This is a genomic window from Actinoplanes missouriensis 431 (assembly GCF_000284295.1).
GTDB classification, from domain to species: domain Bacteria; phylum Actinomycetota; class Actinomycetes; order Mycobacteriales; family Micromonosporaceae; genus Actinoplanes; species Actinoplanes missouriensis.
Window position 1 is genome coordinate 5932873 of the sequence record NC_017093.1, and the last position, 25491, is coordinate 5958363.

The following is a 25491-nucleotide window of genomic DNA, read 5'->3' on the forward strand; positions in this document are numbered from 1 at the left end:
TCGCTCGCTGATCGTTCCCGGGCTATCGGCCGAAGCCGCGCGCCAGACGGTGGTACGCCTGGTTCCAGCGCACCTCCTTGGCGAACGACCGGGTCGTGGTCGCCGCGTCGATGACCAGCAGCTCGGTGCCGGCCATCTCGGCCAGGTCGGCCAGCTCCTCCGCGCCCACCGACGACGACAGCACCGTGTGGTGCGGGCCGCCGGCGGTCAGCCAGCACTCCGCCGACGTCTCCAGCGACGGCGCCGGCTTCCAGACCGCCCTTGCGACCGGCAGCTTCGGCAGCGGCGCGGTCGGCGGAACCACCTCGATCTCGTTCGCGACCAGGCGGAACCGCTCACCCAGGTCGGCCAGGCCGAGCACGACCGCCGGGCCGGGCGCGGCGTCGAAGACCAGCCGGACCGGGTCCTCGCGGCCGCCGATGCCGAGTGGGTGGATCTCCAGCCGCGGGGTGCCGGCCGCGATCGACGGGCAGACCTCGAGCATGTGGGCGCCGAGGATGACCTCGTTGCCCGGCGTGAGGTCGTAGGTGTAGTCCTCCATGAAGGAGGTGGCGCCGCCGGGGACCATCGCCTTGAGTGTGTGCACCAGCACCGAGGTCTTCCAGTCGCCCTCGCCGCCGAACCCGTAGCCGTCGGCCATCAGCCGCTGCACGGCCAGGCCGGGCAGCTGCTTGAGGCCGCCGAGGTCCTCGAAGTTGCTGGTGAACGCCTTGAAGCCGCCCTCGGTGAGGAACTGCCGGAGGCCGAGCTCGATCCTGGCGCCGTAACGAAGTGACTCGCGCCGGTCGTTGAGCAGCTCGGGCGCGATTTCGTACATGTCCTGATATTCACGGACTAGCTTGTCGATGTCCTCGTCGAGGATCTGGTCGACGACCGCCACCAGGTCGTTCACGCCGTACGTGTTCACCGAGACGCCGAACTTCAGCTGGGCCTCGACCTTGTCGCCCTCGGTGACGGCCACGTCCCGCATGTTGTCGCCGAAACGGGCCAGCTTCAGGGAGCGCATGGCAGCGTAGCCGCGCGCCGCCCGCACCCAGGTCTCGATCTTGTTGAGCACGGCAGGGTTGCCGGCGTGGCCGGCGACGGTCTTGCGCGGGACGCCGAGCCGGCTCTCGATGAACCCGAACTCGCGGTCGCCGTGCGCGGCCTGGTTCAGGTTCATGAAGTCCATGTCGATCTCGGCCCAGGGCAGCTCCACGTTGTGCTGGGTGTGCAGGTGCAGCAGCGGCGCCCGCAGCGCGTCCAGACCGGCGATCCACATCTTGGCCGGCGAGAACGTGTGCATCCAGGTGATCACGCCGAGCACGCCCGGCGTGGACGAGGCCCGCCGGCAGACGTCCAGGATCTGCTCGGCGGAGGTGAGCACCGGCTGCCAGACCACATCCGCGTCGAGCGCCGCGTCCAGCGTGGCGGCGATCTCCCGGGACTGGCTCGCCACCTGGTCCAGGGTCTCCGGGCCGTACAGGCCCTGGCTCCCGGTCAGGAACCACACTTCCCCGTTGCTCATCTACTTCACCTTTCTCGTCACGAGTCGCTGCAGGACGATGAAGGCGAAGAGCAGGACGCCGACGATGATCCGGGTCCAGGCCGCGTTCAGGTCACCCTGGAAAATGATGATTGTCTGGATGAGACCGGTGACCAGCACGCCGAGCAGCGCGCCGAAGACGTAACCGGAACCACCGGTGAGCAGCACGCCGCCGATGACGCAGGCGGCGATCGCGTCGAGTTCCAGGCCGTTGCCCTGCAGCGCCCAGCCGGACGTGGAGTTGATGCTGAACAGCACGCCGCCGAGCGCGGCGCAGAAGCCGCTCAGGGTGTAGACAGCGATCCGGGTACGGCCGACCGGCAGGCCCATCAGCAGCGCGGAGTCGGCGCTGCCACCGATCGCGTAGACGTTGCGCCCGAAGCGGGTCCAGGCCAGCACCGCCGCGGCGATCAGCACCGCGGCGATCGCGACGAGCGCGACCGGCTTGGTGACCACGCCGTCGGCGAGCGGGATCCGGTACTCCGAGATCGCCTTCCACGTCTCGTCCCGGATCGGGATCGACGCCTGGTTGATGAAGAGCGCGATGCCGCGGGCGAGGAAGAGCCCGGCCAGGGTGGCGATGAACGGCTCCACCTTGAAGAAGTGGATCACCGCGCCCTGTCCGGCGCCGAGCAGCGAGCCGAGCAGCAGGACCAGCACCAGCACGACGAGCGGCGGCCAGCCGCCCTGCAGCAGCGTGGCGGTGAGCGTGGTGGTCATCGAGATGACCGCGCCGACCGACAGGTCGATGCCGCCGGTGAGGATCACGAAGGTCATGCCGACCGTGACGACCAGCAGCACCGCGTTGTCGCGGAACAGGTTCACGATGACGCTCGGCTGCCCGAAGTTCTCGTAGTTCGCCACGCCGGCGCTGTACATGATGACCAGCAGGGCGAGCGTCGCGAGGATCGGGATGTACTTCGCGTTCGGCCGGTAGACCCGGCTCCGCGGGTTGACCGGCGAGCCCTTCTTGCCGCCGGTCTCCGGGGTGACGTCGACGGTCGTCATCACGCGGTCGCCTCCGCTCGCACAACGGGCTTGGGCTTGAATCGCCCGAAGACCTTCGCCCGGAACTCCGGGGACTGGGACAGGCAGAGCGCCACCACGACGACGGCCTTGAACAGCAGCGTCGCGTCGGACGGCACCCCGATCGCCACGACCGTGACGCCGAGCGCCTGGATGAGGACGGCGCCCAGGACCGTGCCGGCGATGGAGAACCGGCCGCCGATCAGGGCGGTGCCGCCGATCACCACGGCCAGGATCGCGTCGAGCTCGATCAGGTTGCCGGCCGCGATGCTGTCGGCGCTCTTGATGTTCGCGCTGTAGATCAGGCCCGCGAGCCCGGCGAACCCGCCGGACACGACGTAGACCATCACGGTGATCCGCTTGGCCCGGATGCCGGCCAGGCGGCTCGCGGTCGGGCTTCCGCCGACCGATTCCAGCAGCAGGCCGAGCGCCGTACGCCGGGTCAGCAGCGTGATCAGCACGACCGCCGCGACGGCGATCAGGAACGCCACCGGCAGCGCCAGGAAGAAGCCGGTCGCGATCGTCGCGTACGGCCCGGACTGCACGTTGATGATCTGACCGTCGGTGATCAGCTGCGCGATGCCGCGGCCGGCCACCATGAGGATCAGCGTCGCGATGATCGGCTGGATCCCGATGATCGCGACGAGCGTCCCGTTCCAGAGGCCGGCCAGCAGCGACACCCCGATCGCGACCAGCATGATCAGCAGGACGCTGCCCACGCTGTTCTGGTTGCCGAGGTCACTGATCAGCAGACACGCGACGGCGCCGGAGATCGCCATGACCGAGCCGACCGAGAGGTCGATGCCGCCGGTCGCGATCACCAGCGTCATGCCGAGCGCGACGAGCACGAGCGGGGCGCTGCCGCGCAGGATGTCGATCAGGCTGCCGAAGAGGTGCCCGTCCCGGACCGTGACGAACTGGTTGGACGTGAACGCGTTGATGACCAGCAGGACCACCAGGATCGCGGCCGGCCAGAACAACCTGTTCTTGAGGATGGTCATGAAGTCGCTCCGCTGGCGATGGTTTGCATGATGCGGTCGGCGTCGACGTCCGGCGTGTTCTCCAGCTCCTCGACCAGCCGGCGGTCCCGGAGCACCTCGATCTTGTGGCTGAGCCGGAGCACCTCCTCCAGCTCGGCGCTGACGAAGAGCACCGCCATGCCGCCGTCGGAGAGCTCGGCGACCAGCTTCTGGATCTCCGCCTTGGCGCCGACGTCGATGCCCCGGGTGGGCTCGTCGATGATCAGCAGCCGGGGCTCGGTGATCAGCCAGCGGGCGAGCAGCACCTTCTGCTGGTTGCCGCCGGAGAGGTTGCGGACCTGGCGCTCCGGGTCGGCCGGGCGGATCTGCAGCGCCTTGATGTACTTGTCGACGATCTCGTCCTGCTTGCGGCGCGGGATCGGCCGGGTCCAGCCGCGGGAGGCCTGCAGCGCCAGGATGATGTTCTCCCGGACGCTGAGCTCGCCGATGATGCCCTCGGTGCGGCGATTCTCCGAGGAGAAGGCGATCCCCCGCTTCATCGCCACCTGCGGGTCACGCAGGTTCGTCGCCTTGCCCTCGAAGAGCAGCTCACCGGAGTCCGGCTTGTCGGCGCCGAAGAGCAGCCGGGCCAGCTCGGTGCGGCCGGAGCCGAGCAGGCCGGCCAGGCCGACCACCTCGCCGGCGTTGATGGTCAGGTTGAACGGCGCGATCGCTCCGGTCCGGCCGAGTTCCCTCGCCTCGAGGATGGGCTCGGCTCCGGCCGTCCGCTCCCGGTTTCGCTGCGCCTTGTCCTCCAGGGACTCCAGGGCCGCGAGCTCCTTGCCGATCATCTTCTCGACCAGGCGTACCTGGGGAAGCTCCTCGGTCTTGAACTCGCCGATCAGCTGACCGTTGCGCAGAACGGTGAGCCGGTCGGAGACCTCGTAGATCTGGTCCAGGAAGTGCGAGACGAAGAGGATCGCCGTGCCGTCCTCCTTGAGCCGGCGCATGACCGCGAAGAGCTGCGCGACCTCGGAGGCGTCCAGGCTGGACGTGGGCTCGTCCAGGATCAGCACGCGCGCCGAGATGTCTACCGCGCGCGCGATGGCGACCATCTGCTGGATCGCCAGGGAGTACGTGTTCAGCGGCGCGGACACGTCGATGTCCAGGTCGAGCCGGGCGAGCAGCTCGCTCGCGCGCTTCCGCATCAGGCCCCACTGGATCCGGCCGAACTTGCGCGGCTCGCGCCCGATGAAGATGTTCTCCGCCACCGAGAGGTTGGTGCAGAGGTTGACCTCCTGGTAGACGGTGCTGATGCCGGCCTGCTGCGCCTGCAGCGGGCCGTTGATGTGCACCACCTCGCCGCCGAGTCGCACCTCGCCGCCGTCGATCGTGTACACCCCGGTCAGCACCTTGATCAGGGTGGACTTGCCGGCGCCGTTCTCGCCCATGAGCGCATGGATCTCGCCCGGGAACAGCCGGAAATCGACGCCGTCGAGGGCGACGACGCCGGGGAAGACTTTTCGGATCCCGGTCATCTCGAGGACCGGGGACTGCTCGCCCATTCGTGCTCCACTTCGAAGCTCCGCGGCGCCCCGGCCGGGCCGGCCGGGGCACCTGCGGATCGATCGATCAGTACTGGCGGGTGGGGAGGGCTTCCTTGGCCTGCTCCTGGGTGAAGGTGGTCTCCTCGGTGAGCACCCGGGCGGGGATCTCCTCACCGGCGTCGGCCTTCTTGACCAGATCCATCAGCTGCGGGCCGAGGAGCGGGCTGCACTCGACGATGAAGTTGATCTTGCCCTGGGAGAGCGCCGTCATGCCGTCCTTGACCGCGTCGACGGTGATGATCTTGATGTCGGTGCCGGGCTTCTTCCCGGCCGCCTCGATCGCCTCGATGGCGCCGAGACCCATGTCGTCGTTGTGGGCGTAGAGCACGTCGATGTCCGGGGTGGACTGCAGGAAGGTCTCCATCACAGTCTTGCCGTCCGCGCGCTTGAAGTCACCGGTCTGCGACTTCACGATCTTGAAGTTCGGGTTGCCCGCGATCTTCTCCTGGAAGCCCTTCTGCCGGTCGAGCGCCGGCGCCGAGCCCGTGGTGCCCTGCAGCTCCACGATGTTGACCGGCTCGTTCTTGCCCTCGTACTCCTTGACCAGCCAGTCGCCTGCCTTCTGGCCCTCGACGATGAAGTCGGAGCCGATGAAGGACTTGTAGAGCGACTTGTCCTGCGAGTCCACCGCGCGGTCGGTCAGGATCACCGGGATGCCGGCGTCCTTGGCCTCCTGCAGCACCGCGTCCCAGCCGGAGGTGACCACCGGCGAGAAGGCGATCACGTCCACCTTCTGCGTGATGAAGTTGCGGATCGCGGTGATCTGGTTCTCCTGCTTGCCCTGGGCGTCGGAGAACTGCAGGTCGATGCCGGCCTTGGCGGCCGACTCCTGGATCGACTTGGTGTTCGCGGTACGCCAGCCGCTCTCGGCGCCGACCTGGGAGAACCCAAGGGTGATCTTGCCGTCGTCGTTGCCTCCCGAACCGCCGTCGCCGCCGTCGCTGCCGCCGCACCCGGCGAGCGTGGAGACGGCCAGAACGCCGGCCAGAGCAGCCGCGGACCAGTTCCTGCGCACCATAACCTCCCGAAACTGTTACCGTTCACAAATTGACTCGCGGCAGGCAGACAGCGCCGTCACCGCAGGGATAGTCGGTTCGCTGCGACCGCCGTCACAGCTTGCGTTTCGTGAGTGTTACCGTTCTCAACGTGATCGTCAAGAGATCCCGATCTTTGTTTCAGCCTGATTGCAAGAACGGCGGTATCGCCCACGGTCATCGCCCGGTCACCTGCTAGATATCGTCCAATGGCGACACCAGCAGCGGCGCCGGGTCCGGAACCCGCAGCCCAGCAGCGATCCTCAGCCCCTCGTTCGCGTCGGCAGACGCGCACCGGCAAGGAGCGCGGCACCGTCATGCGCGACGTCGCCAAACTCGCCGGGGTGTCCCACCAGACCGTCTCCCGGGTGATCAACGAACATCCGAACGTGCGCGCCGAGACCCGCGAACGCGTCCTGGCCGCGATGCGCTCGCTCAACTACCGCCGCAACCTGGCGGCCCGCACCCTCGCCACCCGCGAGTCGCACACGCTCGGCATCATCGGCTTCGAGACCACCCTGTTCGGCCCGGAGTCCATGCTCTACGGCATCGAGAGCGCCGCCCGGGCCGCCGGTTACCTGGTCAGCGTCGCCACCGTCCGCGACCTGGAACACCGGCCCGTGCTGGAAGCCGTCGACCGGCTCGCCCAGCACGACGTCGACGGGATCATCGCGATCGCGCCCAAGCCCTCGGTGCTCACCGCCCTCACCCACGCGCCGGGCGGTCTCGCCTGCGTCGCGGTCGGCGGAGCCTCCGGCTCCCTGGAGGAGCCATTCCCGACGGTACGGGTGGACAACACCGCCGGGGCCCGCCTCGCCACCCGTCACCTGCTCGACCTCGGTCACGCCACGGTCCACCACGTCGCCGGGCCACCGGACTGGCCCGAGTCACAGGCCCGCGTGGAGGGCTGGCGCGAGACGCTCTACGCGGCCGGCGCCGTCGTCCCGCCGGTCACCTCCGGCTGGTGGGACGCGGCCGCCGGCTACGAACAGGGCCGCCGCCTCGCCGCCGACCCGGCCGTCACCGCGATCTTCTGCGCCAACGACCGGATCGCCCTCGGCGTGCTGCGCGCCCTCCAGGAAGGCGGCCGCCGGGTGCCGGAGGACGTGAGCGTCGTCGGCTTCGACGACATGCCGGACTCGGGATACTTCCTGCCCCCGCTCACCACCGTCCACCAGGACTTCGCCGAGCTCGGCCGGCGCGCCCTCGCCCTGCTCCTGCGCCACCTCGGCCGGCCCGGCGCCGCCCCGCCGGAGGACGTGCTTGTCGCGCCCTCCCTCGTCGCCCGGGCCAGCTCCGCCCCGCCGATCCGGCGGCGGTGACTGTCCGAGATCTTCCAGTAGCGCCGTGACCAGTGGTGATGTGTACCCGTACCGGTGACAGAACCGGGATCGGAGTCGATGGGCCGTTACAGTCCGAGGGGTGCTCAACGACGACACGACGCAGAGGCCCTGACCGATGGGCAGCGGATGGCTGGGCCGCCGCAGGAGCCCCCGACTCTCCGGCACCCTGCACCTCCGCGACGCCACCGGTCGCGAGGTCGCCGTGCCGCTGCGCGGCCGGGCGACGGTGCTCACGGCGGGCGGCACAGGCCTCATCGGGTACGCGGAGGTGTGGGCCGTCCACACGGAGGCCGGTCGAGCGGCCACCAGCCTGATGATCAGTTACGGACCGGACGGCGCGGAGGGTGACCGGGCGTCAGGCTTGTGCGCGCCGGGTGGGACGGTGGCCCTCGGCGGAGTGTCGTTCACGTGGCGTCACCAGCCGGCGGTCGCCCTCCGTCCCCCCATCGCACCGGACCCCATCGACATCTCGGCCATGCCGGCAATGCCGGGCGCACCGATCCCCCGGCAGCGGGAGAACATGCCCCGCGTCGCCGGAGCGAGCCAGGCCGCCAACATCAGACCGGAGCCGAGCGGGGCGAACCCGCTGCACAACATGCTCCGCCTGGTGAAACAGGTCAGCCGGGGCAAGCGCTCCGCCAGCCCCGCGCCGTCCTCCCCACCCGCACCACCGCCATGACCTCACCCACCGGCCGAGCCCACGGCGAATACGACCGCAGCACCCACGCCCGCGATCCGGGGAACGCCGGTCAGGGCTTGGGGTTGCCGTAGTAGGCGCCCGGACCGTGCTTGCGCTTGAAATGACGCTCCTGCAGGTGCTGCGGGATGACCGCCGCCGGGTTCAGCGCCAGCGTCTTCAGCGCCATCTCCGCCACCGCCTCGCAGATGATGCCGTGCTGCACCGACTTGATCGGGTCGCTCCCCCACGTGAACGGCCCATGGTTCGCCACCAGCGCGGCGGGCATCGCCTCCGCCGCCGCGTCGTCGCCGATCGTCTCGACGATGACGCGGCCGGTGTTGAGCTCGTAGTCGGTGGCGCACTCGTCGGCGGTCAGTCCACGGGTCACCGGGATCGGGCCGTTGAACGTGTCGGCGTGCGTGGTGCCGAGCAGCGGGATGTCGAGCCCGGCCTGCGCGAACGCGACAGCGTTGGTGGAGTGGGTGTGGGTGACGCCGCCGATCGAGGGCCAGGCCAGGTAGAACGCCCGATGTGACTCGCTGTCCACGGAGGGGCGCAGGTCGCCGGCGAGCACCTTGCCGGTCGCCAGGTCGACGGGCACCAGGTGGTCCTCGGTCAGATCGTCGTAGGCGACCCCGGACGGCTTGATCAGGTAGAGCCCGGCCTCACGGTCGATGCCGCTGACGTTTCCCCAGGTCAGCTGGGCGAGCCCGGCCTCCGGGATCATCTTGTTGGCCCGGAGCACGGCCCGGCGCAGCGCCTTCGACCCGTAAGTCACGTCATCTCCCCACACGCCCGCGAATGTTAGCGCTCACCCTAACCGACCTCAGCGATCACCTGACAAGGGCCGGAAACGCTAAGTTAACGCCAACACGGCTGACTCGACCCGGAGGCGCAGGGCGTCCGGCAGGGCCGCGTACCCGGCCGCCTCCGCCACCCGCTGCCCGCCGCTTCCGGCGGCGTAGGCCAGGAAGTCGCGGGTCAGCGCGGGCGTGCCGGTGCGGCACACGATCTCATAAGAGACCATGACGATCGGGTACGCGTAATCAGCCGTCCCGTCGTATCGCAGCTCGATCCGGAGGTCGTCGCCGATCCGCGCGTCAGCGATCGCCAGCCCGGCCGCCGAGTTCGACGGCGCGGTGAACGGCCCGTCCGCGTCGCCGACCTCCACCACCGGCAGGTCGTGGACGGTGGCGTAGGACCCTTCCACGTAGCCGATCGCCCCGTTGGTCCGGGCCACCGCGGCGACCACCCGGTGACTGCCCCGCTCCCCCGTCCCGCCGGGCGCCCGCCACGCGCTGCCACTGCCGTGCGGCCAGACCGGGCCGGCGGCCGCGGCCAGATAACGGGTGAAGTTGTCCGTCGTTCCCGAATCGTCCGAGCGGTGGATCGTACCGATGGGGGTGGAAGGGAGCGCAGCGACCGGATTGTCCTTCGCGATGGCCGGGTCGTTCCAGACCGTGACCGCGCCGCTGAAGATCTTGGCGATGGTCGCCGGCGTGAGCCGGAGCCGGTCCACGCCCGCCACGTTGAAGGCGAGCGCGATCGGGCCGGCGACCAGCGGAAGGTGCACGACCGGGCCACGGCACCGCTGCTCGGCCCGCTTCCGCCCGGCCGCGTCGAGGGGCGCGTCGGTGCCGGCGAAGTCCCCGGTCCCGTCCGCGAACGCGCGCACCCCGGCCCCCGAGCCGGTGCTCGCGTAGTCGATCGACGCGGCGGGACAGGCGATCTGGTACGCCTTCATCCACGCCTGCAGCACGCTGGTCTGCGCCGACGAGCCCTGCCCGGCGGTCGTCCCGGCGCCGCAGGCAACCGGCTCCGGGGCCGGCTCGGGAGCCGCCGTGCAGCCGGCCACCGCGAGCAGCAGGGCCAGAAGGACCGGAACGGCTCTCATCGGTACTCCGCCAATCGCCGTCGCACGCCGATCGGAATCAGCAGGATGACCAGGACGAGCAGCGTCACCGGGACGGTGACCGCGCCGGTCAGGGTGCGTTCCGCATCGGCCAGGCCCCGATCGAACTCGGCCTTGCTCGCGTCGGTGGCCGCGGCGAGCGCCGCGTCGAAGTACGCGAAGTCGAACGCCGCGTCGCCCCGCCGGATCCCGGTGAGTGCGGTGACCGCCTGGTCCCGCTTGCCGTGATCGGCGAGGGCGAGGATCCGTTCGTGACCGCGCTGGTAGGCCACCCACCGCTGCCCGGCGTCCCCATCCAGCGCGGCGAGCAGCTTCGCCTTCCACGTGAAGTCGTCCCGGTACGCACCGAGGTTGCCGCTGACCAGGTAGCGGCTGGTGTCGGCGGCCGCGTCGTAACCGATCGCCCGCAGTTCGGACAGTTCCAGGTAGGGCCGCAGGCCGCCGGCCCGAGCCTCGGTGAGGCGGCTCTGCTGCGCGCCGAGCACCACCGTGACGCCTGCGAGCAGGAGCAGGGTCAGCGCGGTGGCGGCGATCAGGGCCGGGTTCCACAGCCGGCGGAACCGGCGGGCCAGCCACACCTGCAGGGTCACCAGCAGCACCAGCAGGGCGCCGCCGAGCAGCACGACCACGCCGCTCGCGGTCGCTTCGGTGGAACTCTTCGCCGCGTACGCCCGATCCAGCCGGTCCTCGGCGGTGAGCCGGAGCCGGCGGGCGTCCGGGAGCAGCCGAAGGTGCAGCACGGTGGTGGCCTGCGTGTAGTAGCCGAGCGCCTCACCCGCGGAGTGCGGTTGGGCGGCCAGGGCCTGACCGACCCGCTGGCGGTAGACGGCGAGCCCGTCGAGGAGGTCGAGCACGAGCCGCCGTTCGGTGTCCGTGAACGAGCCCGACGAGGAGGCCTCCATGCAACGCTGCAGGCCGGCATCGACCTGGCGGCCCCGCTCCCGGTACGCGGCGAGCGCGTCGAGGCGGCTGCCCGCGAGCGCGTCGCTCTCCGCGGTCAGCAGGATCCGGGTGGTCTGCGCGTCCAGGTCGCTCAGTGCGAAGTAGAGATCGGCCGTGGTGGCGGCCTGCGGGGCCGCCTCGTGACCGATCACCCGTACCTGATCCTGGATCGTCGCCATCACCGGGCCGGCGGCGAGCAGCAGAGCGGCGGCGGCACCGGCCGCCAGCACGGTGAGCAGCTTCAGGCGGACGGGGGTGTCGCGCCGGACGGCGTTGCTGATGGCTTCCATGACCACGGCCACGCCGTCACGGTAGGCACTCGTCACCATCGGCGAATCACCGCAAACCGTCGCGAAGGGACAGGTGCGCCCCGGCTCTTCACCGGGACGCACCCTGAAGTTCACTCAGCGGAGGACCCGCTTGTCCGGGTGCAGCGACTCGGGCAGCGCGATGGTGATCCACTCGTTGTTGTCGGCGGCACCGGCGGCGCGGCCGGAGGAGAACGGGAAGTTGTTGTCGTTCAGCACCGCGATGGTCTTGTCGTCCAGGATCACCACGTCCTCGATGGTCTGGAACGGGAAGGTGAACGTGGTGCCGAAACCGCCCAGCCGGCGCGGGTTGGCGATGTTCATCAGGTCGACGACGAGCTTCTTGGCGAGCATGCCGTTGGAGCGCTTGGTGGCCAGGTAGATCTTCTTGTGCACCGCGGTGGCGCCCTGGCCGCCGTCCCGCTCGATGATCAGGAAGCGGTCCTTGTCGACGGCGATCGCGTCACCGATGGCGTGCGACGGCGAGTCGAGCTGGTAGGTCCAGCGCTTGCCGGTGTACTTGCGGGTGCGCAGGTCGAACTGGTTGAGCCGCAGGCTGCCGGCGGTGTCACCGGTGACCGTGCCCTCCAGCAGCGGGTAGAGGTACCGGCCGTCGGGCGACGCGGCCATGCCCTCGAAGCCCTTGCTGCCGCCCAGGGTCGCGGGCACGCCGGTCCGGGCCGCGGTCTCCGGCGCCACCACGCCGTCGAGCGGCGCGGGCGCGGCGAGCAGGCGCCCGGCACGGTCGAAGTGCATCAGGTACGGGCCGAACTCGTCACCGATCCAGTACGAGCCGTCCTTCGCCTTGACGATCGACTCCACGTCGAAGTCGGCGCCGGTCAGGACCCGGTCCGCGCGGGTCAGCTTCCACGGCACGAAACCGTCCGGGTCGGTCAGGTTGACGCCGCCGAGCACGTCCACGGAGTTGTCCCGGAACACCGGCGCGAGACGCTGGACGCGGAGCAGGAAGTCACCCGAGTTGGCCTGGTTGCCGTACCCGTTGTCGGAGAGCACGTCGAACGTGCCGTCACCGTTGTCGGCGATCCCGGAGAAGCCCTGCACCGGCTGGTCCGCGAAGGGCGCGGTGAAGCCGTTCAGGTTGCCGGTGACCAGGCTGCCGGACGGCTCGCTGCCCGGCACGAACGTCCCGGCGGGCAGCGAGGCCCAGCCGGTCAGGGTCGGGGTGGTGACCCGGGAGTGGTGACCGCCGGCCACCGAGGCGGTCCCGGCCAGGGTCACGGTGAGCGCGACGGCGCCGGCGCCCGCCAGCGCACGTTTGATGATCTTTCCCATGTGGCCGGACGGTAGGGCTCCCGGGTGAACCCCGTTTCACTTCCGGCTGGCCGCCGACCGTCGCGGCCGTGACGCCTTCTTTCCTTTCGCGGCCTCGTGGTGGGGCAGGGTGGTCGCGTCCGGCAGGCCGTGCGCAGTGGCCAGCCCATCCGCCTGGTGGATCAGGTGTCCCTCGTCGACCAGGTCCGCGATCAGCGTGGTGAGCCGGGCGTCCACCTCGGGCGATCGGCGCGCGGCCCAGCCGTAGAGCCGGCCGGTGGCGGCCAGCAGCTGGTCCACGGTGAGCACGCCACCGTCGTGGACCAGGTGTTCCAGGGCCACCCGCAGCTCGGCGTCGGCGATCTGGTCGGCCTTGCGGGCCACGTCCTCGGCCCGGAACCGGACCATCGGCACGAGCTGGCCGGGGTCGCTCAGGAACGTGCCGTCCCAGGCAAGCCCGGCATCGGTGATCGACTCTTCGATGGCCGCCCGGGCCTGCTTGGTGATCCGGGCGAGACCCCACTGCTCGCGCATCCGCTGCAACGCGATCGCGATGTGCACGGGTCCCTCCACCTGCGCCAGCTGCCGCACGGCGTCGATCAGCTGCAGGCGGGTGTCCGGGTCGGTCAGTCCGGCGCCGGCCGGGAGGGGCTCCAGCTCCGCTTTCTGGTACGGGACGGCCCACTGCTCGCTGAGGTGCGCGGCGACCGGGATCTCCTCCTCGGCCGGTTCCGGCTCCTCCTGGTGCTCCGGCTCGGGATACTCGGCCTGCGGCTGCTCGTGGTATTCCGGCTCGTAGGGCTGCTCGTGCCCGGCGACCGGGTGCATGTCGACCGGGTCGATCTCGGCGCGGTGCAGCTGCTCGAAGATCGCCGGGACGACGACGTGCTCGTAGTCGCTGACCGCGGCCACCACGTCGGGCTGGCCCTCGAACGACACGGCCTCGCGCTCGGCGTCCTCCACTCCGGCGAGGTAGGCGCCGGCCTCGTCGATCAGGTAGTCGGAGGCCAGGTACCACGGCTCGGGGCCGGCCGGCTCGTCGTACTGGTAGACCGGTCCGGCCGCGGCCGCCGCCTGTTCCGCGCTGATCTCGATGGTGACCTCGGGGCTCTCCACCGGCTCGGGCTCGCGGACCGCGTACACCTCGGGCTCGGTCTCGGCGTACACCTCGGGTTCGGTGACCGCGTACACCTCGGGCTCGGTGTGCGCGTAGACCTCGGCGAACGCCTCGGCGAAGGCCTCCTCCTCGGCATCGGCCTCGGCGAACACCTCGGCCAGCCCGTCGTCGGCCAGCGGCTCGACCGACTCCAGCGACTCGATCGGGTCCTGCGACTCGACCGGCTCCCCGGCGGCCTCGGCCACCGGGCTCTCGTCGCCGGTCAGCTCCGGCGCCGGCTCGGCGGGGTACTCGGCGAGGGCCTCGTCGATGGCGATCCGCAGCCGCTGCTCCTCGTGCTCGCGGTCCAGGTACCAGGCCGTGCCCCAGATCCGGTGCAGCCGCCAGCCCAGCCCCTGCAGGACCTGCTCACGCAGGCGGTCCCGGTCCCGGGCGGCGGGCGCGGAATCGTACGTGGTGCCGTCGCACTCGATGCCGAGGACGTAGGGGGCGCTGCGCCGGGACGAGAGGCGGACCGCCAGGTCGACCCGGAAAGCGCCGGTGCCGACCCGGGTCCGCACGTGATAGCCCCAGGCGGCGATCACGTCCCGCACCGAGTCCTCGAACGGCGCCTGCGCGTCGGCCGCCGGATCCGTCAGCTCGAGCGCGTCCTCACCGCGTACCGCATAGTCCAGATAGGCGGCGAGATGCCGCACATTTTCGCGGTCCGCGAGGTCCCGGCCGCGCACCGAGGAGACCACCTCGAGGCGGCGGGCCGCGCGGGTCGTCGCGACGTTGAGCCGCCGCCACCCGTCCGCGCCGTCCAGGCCGCCCAGGTCCGTGCCGATCGCCAGGATCATCACGTCCCGCTCGTCGCCCTGCACCGCGTCGAGGTCCTTCACGAAGAAGCCGCGCAGCCGGTCGTCGTCCGGTGAGCCGACCATGTCGGCGACCGCGGCCTCGATCTCCCAGCGCAGCTCCGGCGTGCAGGTGACCACGCCGAGCGTACGGTCCGGGCGGGTGACCAGGTGGTGCGCGACCCGGCTGGCGACCTCCTCGGCGAGCGACTCGTCGCCGTCGGCCCCGTACAGCTGCACACCCGAGTCCGGACCGGCCGGCGCGGCGGCCGGGAACGTGTTGAGCTGTCCCGCGTAGAAGCTGTGGTTGGCGAACGCGATGAGCGACTCGTGCCGGCTGCGGTAGTGCGTGGTCAGGTCCAGCACCGGGAACGCCCCGCAGTGGATGGCCAGGCCGAGGATGGACTGGCCGTCGCCGCCGGGCAGCGGCGCCGCCCCGAGCTGCCGGTCGTCACCCACCACGATCATCGAGCTGGCCCGGTACGCGCAGGTGATCGCGTCCGCGACCGGCACCCGGGACGCCTCGTCGACGATCACGACGTCGAAGTAGAGGTCGGACGGGATCAGCCGGCTCACGTCGGCCGGGATGGTCAGCATGCACGGCTTCACCGCGAAGGTGGCGTTGCGGGTCTCGGCGAGCAGGTCCCGGACCGCCGGCCGGCGGCCCTGCTGCGCGGCGGCGGCCCGCAGCACCGCGGCCTCGGCGACCGCCGTGCCGGACGGCTGCATCTCGTCGACGGCGTTCATCACGTCGGCGGCCGCGGCCCGTTCCAGCAGCGTGTCCCAGAGCCGGAACTCGCGGATCAGCCGGTCCCGGGACGCCGCGTCGAGCGGGGGCAGCCGCTCGTCCTCGCGGATGATCATGTCGGCCCAGGACTGGAACAGCGCCCGTCCCAGCACCGGCAGCAGCTGGTCGACGGGCAGGTCCTCGTGCGCGCAGAACTCCACGACCGGGTCCAGGCCGTGCTCGCCGAGCACCGCCCGCGCCGCCTGGTAGTCGAACCACTCCTGCTGGCCGTGGCTGTCCTCGAGCAGCGCGGTGATCAGCTCGCGGGCGCTCTCGTGGTCGTCGAGGGTCGCGGTCAGCGACGGGTGCCGGCGCGGCGCGAAGGCCCGCAGGATCCAGTCCCGGGCGGCCTGCCACTCCGCGACCCGGGACGGCAGCGCGTCGGTGGGCCGGACCTCGGCGAGGGCGGCCGCCTGCTCCGGCGTGAACGCGATGTCGGCGCCGGCCCGTACCCGGCGTGCCTCGGACGCCCAGGACATCGCGCCGGCCAGGGCGTCCACGTCGGTCTGGGTGCCGCGGTAGAGCGGGCCGAGCACGTCGGCGTACTCGGCGGCGTTCGCGGTGAGCGCCGCCGCCGCGTCCGAGGCGGTTTCCCGGAGCAGGCCGATCGCGGCCGACTCGGCGAGCGTGAAGTCCCGCCCGGCCGCCGTGCTGTACGCCTGGACCAGGTCCGCGGCGGCGGTGAGCGGCTCCACGTGCGCCCGCAGCCAGGTGACCGCGTCGTGGATCGGTCCCGCGGCGAGTTGCGGCCGGGGCGCCGGCTCCGGCGGCGTGCGCAGCGCCGCGGTGAACCTGTCGAACTCCTTGCGCGCCTCGGTGACGATCCGGATGATCGCGCTGTTCGGGGTCGGCGCGCAGACCCGTTCGATGACGCCCGGCAGCGCCTCCGGCGGGGTGATCCGCAGCGCCTCCTCGGCGGTCTTCAGCGCCTCCTGGATCGCGTCGAAGTCGGTGTCCAGGTGCCGCCAGTGGCTGCCCAGGTTCCGGGCGTACTCCTGCTCGGCCTGCTCCAGCTCCCGGATCGACCGCTTCCAGGCGGCCGCCGCGGCGAGGTTGGCGACCGCGTCCGACCGCTTCACGTCGGTGCGCGCGATGCCGGCCGCGATCCGCTTGTCCCGCCGGTACGGCGCCCGCAGCTTGCGCATCCCCTTGTGCTGGGTGGCGAACCGCTCGGCGAGCTCGTCCACCGGCTCCACCAGCGCCGCGTCGTTGAAGTGCTCGCGCGCCCGGGACTCGGCGGCCTTCACCACGTCGACCGCGCGCTGCAGCACCCGGGCGGCGGCCCGCGCGGACGCCATCCCGGTGGTGTCGAACCAGGTCGGCTCCGGTTTGTCCGGCCGGCTCAGCAGGTCGACGATCGCTGCCACCCGGCCGATGTCGGTGAACGCGACGACGTTCGGCAGGCCGAGCCGGGCGGTGACCCGGTCCAGGCTGTGCTGGTGCTGCTCCAGGCGGTCGGCCTCCTCGGCGAACCGGCGGGCCAGGCCACGGGCCTGCGCCGAGGTCAGCGGCAGCAGCTCGACCGGTGGCGGGTTCAGGTGCACGAGCGTGGGCACGACCGGCAGCTTCGCCGGCGAGGGCAGCGCCGACCAGGTGACGCCGGCCTTCGCGCGGACCACCTCCTCCGCCCGGTGCAGCGACCGCAGGTGGGTGACCAGGCTCTCGGCCGCCTTCGCGACGGTCTCCAGGCTGTCCAGGGTGAGCCACTCGCCGGGCACCTCGGCGGGCCGGCGGGCGGCGTGGCCGACGAGCGTGGTCAGCGTGATCGCGTCGGACAGCGCCTGCGCGTCGAAGACGGCCGCGAGCCGGTCGCTGGCGACCGCCTCGACCAGGTGCTCCAGGGCGGCCTGTGCCTGGTGCAGGCGGGCGTCCAGGCGGTTACGGTCGATCACGTCCCGCCAGAGGAAGTCGTCGCCCTCCAGCGCCGGACGCCAGGCGCGGCCCAGGCTCGCCGCGGCGTCCCGGACGCGCTGCAGCGACTGGGTGGTCAGCGGCACCGGCAGCGCCGACGGCACCGGACCGGCCGGGAGGTCGGTCATCTGCGCGCACATGCCGAGCACGTCGTGCAGCCGGTGGCCGAGCGGCTCGCGGACCTCGTTCATCGCCTCCGCGTACGCGTTCAGCCGGATCCGGTGCTGCCGCAGCTCCTCGCGTTCGTCGGTGGAGAGGCTGGGCGGCGGCAGCGGGATGAAGTCCAGCGCGGCGGCGAGCGTGGCGGCGACCTGCAGGCGGCCGATCCGGTCGCTGTGCAGCTCGAGGAGGTAGTCGTCGAGGCCGACCCGCCCGAGCCGCTCCTTCACGCCGTCCAGCGCGGCGGCCTTCTCGGAGACCAGCAGCACCCGCTTCCCGGCATGGATCAGGCAGGCGATCATGTTCGCCACGGTCTGGGTCTTGCCGGTGCCGGGCGCGCCCCGCAGCACGAACGTGCGGCCGTCCACCGCCGCCGCGATCGCGGACCGCTGGGCGGCGTCGGCGTCCAGGACCAGCGGGACGTCGTCCGGCGCGGCCAGCTCGTCGATGCGGCGCACCGGCACGGGCTCGAAACGCAGCGCGTCCGGCTGGGCGAGCGGGTCGGTGGCGAGGGCCCGGATCACCGGGTGGGCGAGGATCTGCCGCTCGTTCTCGACCAGGTCGGTGTACATCACCTCCCGCTGCACGTCGAAACGGGACAGCAGCACCGCCTCGTCGGAATGCCAGTCCGGATGCTCGCTGATCGCGGCGTCCAGGCGGGCCCAGAAGACGGTCAGGTCCAGGCCGGCGATGGTGTTCACGGCGGGGAGCTCGACGCCGTACGCGCGGAGCCGCACCGCCAGCGCCGGGTTCACGATCGGGTCGTCCGGGCGGGCCCGCAGCCGCGGGTAGTCGAGCGGGTCCGGGCAGACCAGCTCGACCGGCAGGAGCAGGATCGGGCTGGCGAACTGCTGGCCGCCGTCCTGCCAGTGCAGTGATCCGAGCGCCAGGTAGAGCGCGGAGATGCCCTGTTCGTACTGGTCACGGCGGGCCGTGCGACGCAGCGCGTGCAGCGTCGCGTCCATGTCCGCGTCGATCATCTCGGTCTGGAAGACGTTCGCGGCACGCGGCCGCGGCCCTTCGGCCTGCTCCTCGATCCCGAGGAAGCCGCACTCCCGGCCCTGATGGAGAGCTTCGATGATGGTACGAGGGGTGGGGCTCACGATCGCCACGACGCCCGGCCCCGAGGGATCCACGTCGATCAGCGGATTGCTGCCGGTGAAGTCCAGCAGACCGGCACGCCAGGACTCCAGCACTCCGCGAACCCGCGCATCCGGCCGTCCGGTCAGCCCGTCAGCATCATCCCACCGCATTGGAACATTCCAGCAAGGCAAGGTGGGTCACCGTGGCGATTTTCCGGGTTAATACGACGTTCCGGACGTCAACCGATCGAATTCGGCCTGTCGAAGAAAGGGCTGGACGTGCTCAGCCCGCTACAAAAGCCCACAAACGGAACAATAACGACAGCCAGTAAACCTCGGGCGTGGCGAATTCCACCAGCCCGCCCCCAAGCCCACACGCAGCAACAGCACCTCCCCCGCGCGTGGAGTTCGGGTGCGCTCCGCACCTGGACTCCACACGCGGGGATGGGCGTGTGCGTCAGTCCCAGATGGGGACCCACCACTGCCAGCCGGCGGGGGCGAGCGGCCAGCCGGGGTCGGGGCGCCAGCCGTCGGGCGGGTACCAGCCGTCCGGCGGGACCGGCCAGCCCGGCGGCACCACGAACTTGATGCCGGTCGGGGCGCCGGGGATGGGCGGGTGCGGGTTCGGCTCGGGGGCCGGGGAGACCGGTGCGGCGCCGGAGCGGCGGGCCGGGTTGCTCTTCACCACGGCGGCCAGGGCGGGGATCACCGTGGTCTCGGCGATCTCCGCGCCGGCCGGGGCGGGGCTCACCGGGTTGCCGAACGAGTCCGACGATCCGGTGTCACCGAACGCCGGCGCCCCGGAGGACGGCACCGCCGACAGCGGCGAGGACGGCATCGGCGCCACGGAACCGGCGGCGGACGACGCGGGCTGACCCGACGTGGGCCGCAGAGCCCCCGGCACGGACGACGCCGGCACGGCCGCGCCCGACAGTGACCCCGGGAGCGACGAGCCCGGCGCGGACGACCCCGGCAGAGCGCCCGGCGACGTCGGCGCGGACGAACCCGGGAAGGCGCCCGGCGACGTGGAGGCGGGTGAGCCCGGCAGGGCACCCGGGGATGCCGGCGAGGGCGCGCCCGGCAGGGTGGCGGGCGATCCGGACAGGGTGCCGGGCGAGCCCGGCAGGGGTGAGTCGGCCAGCGATGTCCCGGCGTGGGCCGGGGAGGACGGGCGGGACGCCGCGTCGTCGCCGGACTGGTCCAGGCGCGGGGTGGTGCTGCCCGGCAGGGAACCGGTGGACGGCAGGGTCGGCAGCGCCGAGGCGCTCGGCACCGCCCAGGCCGGCACGCCGGTGCTCGGCTTGGCCCAGCTGGGGACGGCGTCACCCGGCGCAGCCCAGCTCGGTATCGCTTCGCCGCCGGCGTTCCAGTTCTGGCCCGGCTCGCCGGACGCCGCCCAGCCCGGCGCGGGCTCGTTGGAGGCGGCCCAGCTCGGGGCGGGTTCGCTGGACGCGGCCCAGCTCGGCACGGTCTCCCCCGGCGCGGCCCAGCTCGGCACGGCCGTTCCCGGTTCGCTGCCCGCGGGCCGCACCGGCAGCCCGTCAGCGGCGGAGCCACGCCCGAGCCCGGGGTCACGCCCCGGCCCGGGGTCACGCCCCGGCCCGAGGTCCCGCCCCGGCCCGAGGTCCCGCCCCGGCCCGCCGCCGGGTGCCGCATCCCGGCCGAAGCCGGCATCGCGCCTCGAGGTGGTGTCCGGAGCAGGGCGGCCCAGGCCCGCGTCGCTGGCGATGCCGAGCCTCAGGCCCGACTCCCCCGCGGACCAGCCGGAGGTCGACTCGCCGGAACCGCCGGGCGTCCAGCCCGGCGTCGCGTCGTCGCGCGCGGCCCAGCTCGGCACCGCCTCACCGGGCTGCGACCAGGCGGGCGCGATCCCGCCGGCCGCGCCCGGCACCGCGTCAGCCGCCGGCGACCAGGTCGGCGAGATGCCGCCGGGCGCGGCCGGTGTGCCGCCGGTGGGCTGAGAAGGGGTGGGGTCGCCGGGCTGGGCCCAGGTGGGTGCGATGCCCCCGGCCGGACCGGGTGCCGCGCCTGGAGTGGCCGGCCCCGTGGAGGTCGCGCCGGACGCGGGTGCACCCGCCGCGGCCCAGCCGGGGGTCGACGATGCCGGAAAGCCGGGGGCCGACGGGTCCGCGGCGTCCGGGGACGGCGCTCCCGCGTACCCGGAAGGGGCCGGCACCGGATCGCCGAAGCTGGTGGGCACCGCGGAGTAACCCGCGGACGCCGCCGCCGCGTACCCGGAAGGGGCTGCCGGGAAGCCGGCGGCGGGGGTCGTTGCGGCGGGGAACGGCGCGGGCGTGCCCGGGAAGCCGGTGGTGGACTGTTTGCCCTGCCAGGCTTCGGGGAGGTCCTGCACGCGGGCGATGTAGAGCATCACGCTGGCCTCGCCGGCGTTGCCCTTCACGATGGCCCGGGCGGCGGTCACCAGGCCCTGCTCGGAGAGGTGACGCAGGGTGGGCAGCAGCTCGCCGCTCATCTTCGGGCTCAGGTCGCCGACCCGGGCGTCGCCGATGCGCACCTCGACGAGGTGGTCGGCCATCTCGTGCAGGGTCACATACGCCCAGCACTCGCCCTCGGGACGCAGCAGCGGGCGGAGCGCGTCGAGGAGCTGCTGCTGGCCGTTGACCTGCACGGCGGAGCCGGAGGGCAGCAGCCGGTGCTCGGCGAGCGGCGGGTCGTTCGCCGGGAACAGCATGTGCGGCTCGGCCAGGTCGAGCCGGATGGTGCCGACGAACGCCGCCGGGCGGCCGTCGTACTCACCCCACTCACGGCCGTGGATCTGGGCGTTGACCTCGGGAGTCAGGCCACGCTTAGTGAGCGCGGTGAGCACCTTGACGTAGCGCGCGGCCTCCGGCCGGGGCAGGTGCCCGAGCAGGCTGGCGTCGGACCACACGCCGACCGCGTTCCGGTCGTGACGGTTGTTGCGGTCGGGTATCAGCTGCAGGGGGATGGTTATGTCGGTGCCCTGGGGGTTGAAGTCGGAGCCGAAGAGAGCACGTATCGCTTTCGCGTAGTGCGTCTCGCCGACCACCTCGGCACTCGCCCAGCCTGCTTGTCCCCAGAGTTGGAACCGATTCGCCACACGGGAACGCTAGTGTCTGCTTTCCGTCAGTGACCTCGTCCGTACGGACGAGTGCGATCAACCGTACGTTCCGTATCGCGATCAACCGCACCGCGCGACCGAATCATCGTTCAGGATCCGGCAAATCGTCAACAATCACACAGAGTGACCGGGTGCGGATCGGGGTCCCGCCCGGAGCAGGACCCCGATCACCCGTACACGAATGATCAGGAACGGACAGTGGGCAGATCGCCCACCTTGCCCCTCTCCGCGACCTTGACCACCATCTTGCCGGTGTTGTCCCCGCGAAGGACGCCGAGGAATGCCTCGGGCGCGTTCTCGATGCCCTCGACGACGGTCTCGCGGGCGGAGATCCGGCCCTCGCGCAGCCAGCCGCCGACCTCGGCGAGGAAGTCGGGCATCCGGTGGTTGTGGTTGCCGACGATGAAGCCGCGCAGGTTGAGCTCCTTGCCGATGGCGAGCGCCAGGTTGCGCGGGGCCGACGGAGCGCTGGTGTCGTTGTACTGCGCGATCGCGCCGCACATCGCCACGCGCCCGAATTTGTTCAGCTGGGAGATCGCCGCCTCCAGGTGGTCGCCGCCCACGTTGTCGAAGTAGACGTCGATGCCGTCCGGCGCCGCGGCGCGCAACTGGTCGCGCACCGGAGCCTCCTTGTAGTTGAACGCCGTGTCGAAACCGAGGTCGTCGACGAGGTGGCGGGCCTTCTCCGCGGAGCCGGCGCTGCCGATCACGCGCTTCGCCCCGCGCAGCTTGGCGATCTGGCCGACCACGCTGCCCACGGCACCGGCGGCGCCCGAGACGAAGACGGTGTCACCCTCCTTGAACTGCGCGATGTCCAACAGGCCGACGTACGCCGTGAGCCCTGTCATGCCGAGCAGGCCGAGGTACGCGGAGAGGGTCGGCGCCGCGGCCGGGTCCACGACACGCACCCGGTTCCCGTCCGCCACCGCGAACTCCCGCCAGCCGAGCCCGTGCGCCACGACGGCGCCGACCGGAACCGCGGAGGAGTTCGACGCGACCACCTCGCCGATCGCGGCGCCGTCGAGCGGCGCGCCGAGCACGAACGGCGGCACGTAGGACTTGACGTCGTTCATCCGGCCTCGCATGTACGGGTCGACCGACATGTAGACGTTGCGGATCAGCACCTGACCGTCGCCGGGCACCGGCGTCTCGACATCGACGATCGCGAAGTTCTCGGCGGTGGGCCAGCCGGAGGGACGGGACGCGAGGCGGATCTCTTTCACGAGGACTCCCCAATCGGAAACGGGCTGTCGTTGCTTCTCGACAGTATGTCGAGAAAGTCGACACCGTGTCGACTCTAGCCTGTTAACCGCGTTACGGTGAGTGCATGAACGCACCGGGAAGGCGCCGCGGGCCCAGCAAGGGCGACCGGCGCGAGCAGGCGATCCTGGAAACCGCCCGGACGCTGCTGGCGAGCAAGCCGCTCGCCGACATCACCATCGACGACCTCGCCGCCGGTGCGGAGATCTCCCGGTCGAGCTTCTACTTCTACTTCGACTCGAAACTGGCAGTCGTGGTCGCCCTGCTGCACGACCTCACCGGTGAGCTGCTCGCCGACGCGGGGCCGTGGCTGGACGGCGCCGGTCCGGACGAGGAGTCGCTGCGTACCGCGCTGGCCGGTCTCGCCACGCTGTGGCGCAGCCACGGGCGCCTGCTCACCGGCGCGCTCGCCGCCGCGCCGGGCTGCCCGCCGATCGCGCAGTGGCGGGCCGGGCTGCGGGAGGCGCACGTCAGCCGGCTGGCCGCCCGCATCGAACGGGACCGCGCCGCCGGGCTCGCCCCGCACGGCCCGGCGCCCGCCGTCCTGGCCGGGATGGTCGACGACCTGCGGCTGGCCACGTTCGTGAGTGCGGGCGACCCGGACGCGATCGTCGGCGACCTGGTCACCGTCGAGCTGCGGATGCTCTACGGGGATTTGCCGATTCGGCGGTCCGGCGGGTGATTCAGGAGGCACCCTGAGGTCATGCGTATCGGTGTCATTGGGGCAGGTCAGCTCGGCGGCACTCTGGCGACCTGGTGCGTCGAGAGCGGGCATGACGTGGCGGTCACGTCCCGGCACCCGGAGCGGCTGCGCGAGCAGGTGGACCGGATGAACGGGAAACTACGCGTCATGCCGGTCCCGCAGGCCGCGGCGTTCGGCGAGATGGTGATCTTCGCACCGAACTGGTCCGGCGCCAAGGAAGCCGTCGACGTGACCCGGAGCGCCCTGGAGGGCAAGGTCGTCATCGACGTCACGAACCCGGCGGACGGCGCGCCCGTCGCGGCCGGCGCCGGCGCCGGCGCGTTCACCGGCAGCCACCTCACCGGCGCCAGCATCAAGGACCCGATCCTGGTGGCCGCAGCGATCAACGGCCCGCCGAGCGAGGCCGCCGATCGGATGCTCGCCCACGCCGGCGGGAAGAGCGGCCTGGAGACACTCATCGAATGGGCGCCGGGCGCGCACTGGGTCAAGGCGTTCAACACCATCTCCACCGACGTGCTGAGCCGGCGGCGCGGGCACGACCCGCTGCTCGCCGAGTTCGTCTGCACCGACGAGCGGGACGCCCGCGAGGCCGCCTGCCGGATCATCCGGGACCTGGGGTTCGCGCCGTTCTACGCCGGCGGGGCCAAGGCGGCCCGGCTCACCGAGACCGGTGGGCCGCTGCAGTCGCGCGAGGTGGACGTCCGGGATGCCACCGATGCGCTCGCGGAGGCGCTGGCGGCGCTGCGCTGAGGCGGGTCCGGGCCGCCCGTGATCACCCAGCCGTGATCGCCCGGCCGCGCTGAGGCCGGTGGGGCCTACACTCCCGCCATGCCGGAGATCGTGGAGCTGCTCGCCTCGCCCGTGCACCGCTTCGAGGGGCGTCCCTCCGACGGTCCGGCGCCCGCGCCGCCGGGCGAACTCGTCTCCGAGATCCACGTCCGGGCCGGGCTCGGGATCACCGGGGACCGCTACTTCAACCACCCGGCGCACCGCGACGCGAGCATCACGGTCATCGCCGGCGAGTCGCTGCCGCCGGGCGCCGGGCTGGCCCGGGTGCGCCGCAACATCCTGGTCACCGGGATCGCCGTGGACGATCTGGTCGGGTCGGTGCTGAGCCTCGACTCCGGTGCCGGGCCGGTGCTGCTGCGGGCGCGCCGGCGGGCCAACCCCTGCGCGTGGATGGACGTGACGGTCGGCCCGGGCGCGTTCCGGGCGCTGCGCGGCAAGGGCGGGATCCGCTGCGTGCCGCTCAACGACGGAGTGCTGCGGGTCGGGCCGGTGGTTGTCGCCGTCCTCGAGGATCAGGCCATCTCCGGCTGAAGGTCCCGCCGCTCCTTCGCGGCCGCGCGCTCGCGCGACACCCAGTTGGACGGCAGGTCCTCCTCACGGCGGCGCAGCCACGCGGCGTGCGTGTCGCGGGTGGTGGGCGGGGTCGAGGTCCCGATGCTCATGCTCATGACGACTCCCGTCGGCTTGATCAGCTAAGTGCCCCGTTGATCGGCGGCGGGCGGGCGCTCTGCAGGGAAATCCGTTTCCGCACCCACTCCGCTACCACCTTGCGACCGGCCGTCACGATGGCTAACGTACAACCACATGGTTGTAGGTCACCTGTCCGAGGCAGATGCGGATCGCGTCTTCCACGCCCTCGCGGACGCCACCCGGCGGGACATCCTCACCACGGTGATCCGTTCCGGGCAGTCCGTCTCCGAGCTGGCCCGGCAATACCCGATGAGCTTCGCCGCGGTGCAGAAACACGTCGCGGTGCTGGAGCGTGCCGCTCTCGTCAGCAAGACCCGGCGAGGGCGGGAGCAGATCGTGCACGGGGAGGTCACGGCACTGCGCCGGGTGGCTCTCCTGCTCGATGCGTACGAGGCGATCTGGCGGCATCGCGCCGACCGGATCGCCGGCATCCTCAACGACGACTGAGGG

At 71.8% G+C, this 25491-nt stretch carries 19 protein-coding genes; 6 read left to right on the top strand and 13 right to left on the bottom strand.

Going from position 1 to position 25491, the window contains the following annotated elements; genetic code table 11:
• Window positions 1–22: 22 nt before the first annotated feature.
• The 5 genes from araA to AMIS_RS27395 all read right to left on the bottom strand — a co-directional run bounded on the left by araA (window position 23) and on the right by AMIS_RS27395 (window position 6135).
• Window positions 23–1507, bottom strand: coding sequence for an L-arabinose isomerase (gene araA, locus AMIS_RS27375; RefSeq protein ID WP_014445673.1), 1485 nt, complete (start codon window positions 1505–1507; stop codon window positions 23–25).
• Window positions 1508–2536, bottom strand: coding sequence for a galactofuranose ABC transporter, permease protein YjfF (gene yjfF, locus AMIS_RS27380; protein WP_014445674.1), 1029 nt, complete (start codon window positions 2534–2536; stop codon window positions 1508–1510). It abuts the gene before it with no gap.
• Entirely contained in the window at window positions 2533–3552 is a 1020-nt protein-coding gene (locus tag AMIS_RS27385; protein WP_014445675.1) for an ABC transporter permease, read from the bottom strand. Before AMIS_RS27385 ends, yjfF begins: the two co-directional genes overlap by 4 nt.
• Complete coding sequence (locus tag AMIS_RS27390) at window positions 3549–5075, bottom strand: sugar ABC transporter ATP-binding protein (protein WP_014445676.1); 1527 nt, start codon at window positions 5073–5075, stop codon at window positions 3549–3551. Before AMIS_RS27390 ends, AMIS_RS27385 begins: the two co-directional genes overlap by 4 nt.
• A 67-nt stretch (window positions 5076–5142) precedes the next feature.
• A complete protein-coding gene (locus AMIS_RS27395) occupies window positions 5143–6135 on the bottom strand; it encodes an ABC transporter substrate-binding protein (RefSeq protein ID WP_014445677.1) in 993 nt (330 codons plus the stop codon).
• 333 nt (window positions 6136–6468) lie between these two features.
• On the opposite strand from AMIS_RS27395, the gene AMIS_RS27400 reads away from it, so the two are divergent.
• A complete protein-coding gene (locus AMIS_RS27400; RefSeq protein ID WP_014445678.1) occupies window positions 6469–7473 on the top strand; it encodes a LacI family DNA-binding transcriptional regulator in 1005 nt (334 codons plus the stop codon).
• 136 nt (window positions 7474–7609) lie between these two features.
• The gene (locus AMIS_RS27405) at window positions 7610–8173 is read left to right on the top strand and encodes a hypothetical protein (protein WP_014445679.1); all 564 of its coding nucleotides are present in this window, start codon (window positions 7610–7612) and stop codon (window positions 8171–8173) included.
• A gap of 70 nt (window positions 8174–8243) precedes the next feature.
• Here the strand turns inward: AMIS_RS27405 and araD are convergent, their stop codons facing one another.
• The 7 genes from araD to AMIS_RS27440 all read right to left on the bottom strand — a co-directional run bounded on the left by araD (window position 8244) and on the right by AMIS_RS27440 (window position 22822).
• Entirely contained in the window at window positions 8244–8951 is a 708-nt protein-coding gene (gene araD / locus AMIS_RS27410) for an L-ribulose-5-phosphate 4-epimerase AraD (RefSeq protein WP_014445680.1), read from the bottom strand.
• Between the two features lie 78 nt (window positions 8952–9029).
• Window positions 9030–10067 carry a phosphate ABC transporter substrate-binding protein PstS gene (gene pstS / locus AMIS_RS27415; RefSeq protein WP_014445681.1) on the bottom strand — a complete coding sequence of 346 codons (1038 nt, stop codon included), beginning with the start codon at window positions 10065–10067 and terminating at the stop codon, window positions 9030–9032.
• On the bottom strand, window positions 10064–11356 hold the full coding sequence (locus AMIS_RS27420) for a hypothetical protein (protein WP_014445682.1): 1293 nt from the start codon (window positions 11354–11356) through the stop codon (window positions 10064–10066). The genes pstS and AMIS_RS27420 overlap by 4 nt, the downstream gene beginning before the upstream one ends.
• Window positions 11357–11431: 75 nt before the next feature.
• A complete protein-coding gene (locus AMIS_RS27425) occupies window positions 11432–12628 on the bottom strand; it encodes an esterase-like activity of phytase family protein (protein ID WP_014445683.1) in 1197 nt (398 codons plus the stop codon).
• Between the two features lie 36 nt (window positions 12629–12664).
• The gene (locus AMIS_RS27430) at window positions 12665–18670 is read right to left on the bottom strand and encodes a DUF4011 domain-containing protein (protein ID WP_014445684.1); all 6006 of its coding nucleotides are present in this window, start codon (window positions 18668–18670) and stop codon (window positions 12665–12667) included.
• A 286-nt stretch (window positions 18671–18956) separates the two neighbouring features.
• Entirely contained in the window at window positions 18957–21578 is a 2622-nt protein-coding gene (locus AMIS_RS27435) for a hypothetical protein (protein WP_157435102.1), read from the bottom strand.
• Between the two features lie 206 nt (window positions 21579–21784).
• Window positions 21785–22822 carry an NADP-dependent oxidoreductase gene (locus AMIS_RS27440; protein ID WP_014445686.1) on the bottom strand — a complete coding sequence of 346 codons (1038 nt, stop codon included), beginning with the start codon at window positions 22820–22822 and terminating at the stop codon, window positions 21785–21787.
• A 104-nt stretch (window positions 22823–22926) separates the two neighbouring features.
• Here AMIS_RS27440 and AMIS_RS27445 point away from each other — a divergent pair, with 104 nt between their 5' ends.
• The 3 genes from AMIS_RS27445 (at window position 22927) to AMIS_RS27455 (ending at window position 24882) form a co-directional block, all read left to right on the top strand.
• Window positions 22927–23541, top strand: a complete 615-nt coding sequence (locus tag AMIS_RS27445) for a TetR/AcrR family transcriptional regulator (RefSeq protein ID WP_014445687.1) — start codon at window positions 22927–22929, stop codon at window positions 23539–23541.
• Between the two features lie 21 nt (window positions 23542–23562).
• Window positions 23563–24312, top strand: a complete 750-nt coding sequence (locus AMIS_RS27450; protein ID WP_014445688.1) for an NADPH-dependent F420 reductase — start codon at window positions 23563–23565, stop codon at window positions 24310–24312.
• A gap of 78 nt (window positions 24313–24390) precedes the next feature.
• Window positions 24391–24882, top strand: coding sequence for a molybdenum cofactor biosysynthesis protein (locus tag AMIS_RS27455; protein WP_014445689.1), 492 nt, complete (start codon window positions 24391–24393; stop codon window positions 24880–24882).
• Here AMIS_RS27455 and AMIS_RS42990 read toward each other — a convergent pair.
• A complete protein-coding gene (locus tag AMIS_RS42990; protein WP_014445690.1) occupies window positions 24864–25019 on the bottom strand; it encodes a hypothetical protein in 156 nt (51 codons plus the stop codon). The genes AMIS_RS27455 and AMIS_RS42990 overlap by 19 nt on opposite strands.
• A gap of 136 nt (window positions 25020–25155) precedes the next feature.
• Between AMIS_RS42990 and AMIS_RS27460 the strand changes: the two genes are divergently transcribed.
• Window positions 25156–25488 carry an ArsR/SmtB family transcription factor gene (locus AMIS_RS27460; RefSeq protein ID WP_014445691.1) on the top strand — a complete coding sequence of 111 codons (333 nt, stop codon included), beginning with the start codon at window positions 25156–25158 and terminating at the stop codon, window positions 25486–25488.
• The last annotated feature ends 3 nt before the right edge of the window (window positions 25489–25491 follow it).

Bases quoted from the DNA above. Each gene is read 5' to 3' on its own strand.
- araA (WP_014445673.1), bottom strand. From the start codon at position 1,507: ATGAGCAACGGGGAAGTGTGGTTCCTGACCGGGAGCCAGGGCCTGTAC.
- AMIS_RS27385 (WP_014445675.1), bottom strand. From the start codon at position 3,552: ATGACCATCCTCAAGAACAGGTTGTTCTGGCCGGCCGCGATCCTGGTG.
- AMIS_RS27390 (WP_014445676.1), bottom strand. From the start codon at position 5,075: ATGGGCGAGCAGTCCCCGGTCCTCGAGATGACCGGGATCCGAAAAGTC.
- AMIS_RS27395 (WP_014445677.1), bottom strand. From the start codon at position 6,135: ATGGTGCGCAGGAACTGGTCCGCGGCTGCTCTGGCCGGCGTTCTGGCC.
- AMIS_RS27400 (WP_014445678.1), top strand. From the start codon at position 6,469: ATGCGCGACGTCGCCAAACTCGCCGGGGTGTCCCACCAGACCGTCTCC.
- AMIS_RS27405 (WP_014445679.1), top strand. From the start codon at position 7,610: ATGGGCAGCGGATGGCTGGGCCGCCGCAGGAGCCCCCGACTCTCCGGC.
- pstS (WP_014445681.1), bottom strand. From the start codon at position 10,067: ATGAGAGCCGTTCCGGTCCTTCTGGCCCTGCTGCTCGCGGTGGCCGGC.
- AMIS_RS27420 (WP_014445682.1), bottom strand. From the start codon at position 11,356: ATGGTGACGAGTGCCTACCGTGACGGCGTGGCCGTGGTCATGGAAGCC.
- AMIS_RS27425 (WP_014445683.1), bottom strand. From the start codon at position 12,628: ATGGGAAAGATCATCAAACGTGCGCTGGCGGGCGCCGGCGCCGTCGCG.
- AMIS_RS27430 (WP_014445684.1), bottom strand. From the start codon at position 18,670: ATGCGGTGGGATGATGCTGACGGGCTGACCGGACGGCCGGATGCGCGG.
- AMIS_RS27445 (WP_014445687.1), top strand. From the start codon at position 22,927: ATGAACGCACCGGGAAGGCGCCGCGGGCCCAGCAAGGGCGACCGGCGC.
- AMIS_RS27450 (WP_014445688.1), top strand. From the start codon at position 23,563: ATGCGTATCGGTGTCATTGGGGCAGGTCAGCTCGGCGGCACTCTGGCG.
- AMIS_RS27455 (WP_014445689.1), top strand. From the start codon at position 24,391: ATGCCGGAGATCGTGGAGCTGCTCGCCTCGCCCGTGCACCGCTTCGAG.
- AMIS_RS42990 (WP_014445690.1), bottom strand. From the start codon at position 25,019: ATGAGCATGAGCATCGGGACCTCGACCCCGCCCACCACCCGCGACACG.
- AMIS_RS27460 (WP_014445691.1), top strand. From the start codon at position 25,156: ATGGTTGTAGGTCACCTGTCCGAGGCAGATGCGGATCGCGTCTTCCAC.